The following is a 359-nucleotide window of genomic DNA, read 5'->3' as shown; positions in this document are numbered from 1 at the left end:
GCTCATCGCATCGCCCACCAGGCTCATGCGCCGCAACATCAACAGCACGCCGACCGGTCCCGAGCCGATGCCCAGAGCCAGACACGCCACCAGCGCGCGACGCATGAAACCGAATTCGATAAACGGCTCAACCACCAGGCTATAGAGCATCATGCGTCGTCCTCGGCATCACACAACAAGGCATCCGGGCTCCAGTACTCAGCCATGTTGCGCGCCTTGCGCAGGTTGGCAACGCTGAGCACTTGCGCTGTCTCGCCCCAGGCGATGGCTTCGCGAGCCATCAGCAAGGTTTGCGGGAAGTGCTGACGGACCTGTTCGATATCGTGCAATACGGCAATCACCGTGCGCCCCTGCCCGTG

1 protein-coding gene and 1 pseudogene are annotated in these 359 nt (G+C 62.1%); both read right to left on the bottom strand.

Features of this window, described 5'->3' with window-relative positions:
- Nucleotides 1-153, bottom strand: a 153-nt coding sequence (locus tag ALO80_RS14150) for a metal ABC transporter permease (protein WP_174518953.1), incomplete at its 3' end; no start/stop codon positions are given.
- Nucleotides 150-359, bottom strand: a pseudogene (locus ALO80_RS14145) (ABC transporter); the annotation flags it as partial. The pseudogene ALO80_RS14145 and the gene ALO80_RS14150, both read right to left, overlap by 4 nt.

The organism is Pseudomonas caricapapayae (assembly GCF_001400735.1).
In the GTDB taxonomy this organism is placed as follows: Bacteria; Pseudomonadota; Gammaproteobacteria; order Pseudomonadales; family Pseudomonadaceae; genus Aquipseudomonas; species Aquipseudomonas caricapapayae.
The sequence above is the reverse complement of the archived record's forward strand: the minus strand, read 5'-3'. Positions and strand labels throughout refer to the sequence as shown.